Below are 885 nucleotides of genomic sequence, written 5' to 3'. Positions count from 1 at the left end.
CCCACGGCCGCGATCCTTTCAAGCAGTCGAGATACCCGGGGCAACGGCGGGGACGCTCCCGCATTGCGCTTACGCCACCTCCTGCTGATGGCTCATGCGGGCGGACGGGGCCTTGTGGAACTGCCCGTCCTTCATGATCGCGAGCAGACGGTCGTGGTCCTGAAGTATGCGAATGTCCTTGAGTGGATCGCCGTCGACCAGGATCAGGTCGGCAAGGAAGCCGGGGCGAACCTGTCCGAGCTCGTCAGGCTGTTTCATGATCTCTCCGCCCAGGCGGGTCGCCGCGACGAGCGTATCCATCGGCGAGAGCCCGAGCAGGTCGACGAAGTACTCCAGGTCCTTGGCGTAGGTCCCGTGGGGCGTCCATGCGAAGCCGTAGTCGCCGCCGGGCAGCACCTTGACCCCACGTTCGATCATGCGCTTCATCGAGTCGATCGCGGCCTCCAGCTCGCGGACGTAGCCGAGGTCCGCGGCGATCTCCGGGGTCAGGCCCCAGTCGCCGGCGCCGTAGGCCGTCTGCACGAGCCATCCGATCCCCGGTGCCACGAATATCCTGTCGCGGGCCTCCTCGAGCATGTCCAGGGTTTCCTCGTCGACGAAGCTCGCGTGATAGATGATGTCGACGCCCAGGCGCAGGCACATCCGGATCGACTCGTTGCTGCGGGCATGGGCGCACACGCGCACCCCCGGTTTGCGGCGCGCCTCGCGTACCGCCATCTCCGCTTCCTCGTCGGACATGGTGGTCTCTTCCGCCATGACGTTGCCCGTGATGTTCTCCCCGGAGAGATTCAGCTTGATCTGATCCACCCCCTCCTTGAGCAGCATGCGCACGGCACGCCGCATCTCCTCCGGGCCGTTGATCATCTCGACGAAGCTGTAGGCGTT

Annotated in this window: 1 protein-coding gene; it reads right to left on the bottom strand. The window is 65.5% G+C overall.

Features of this window, described 5'->3' with window-relative positions; all coding sequences use genetic code 11:
• Positions 1-69: 69 nt before the first annotated feature.
• Positions 70-885: amidohydrolase family protein (locus tag G7A99_RS21765; RefSeq protein ID WP_163144034.1), on the bottom strand; the 816-nt coding region annotated here is incomplete at its 5' end.

The organism is Arhodomonas sp. KWT (assembly GCF_010993615.1).
Note: the sequence above shows the minus strand (reverse complement) of the source record. Positions and strands in the feature narration are given on the sequence as shown.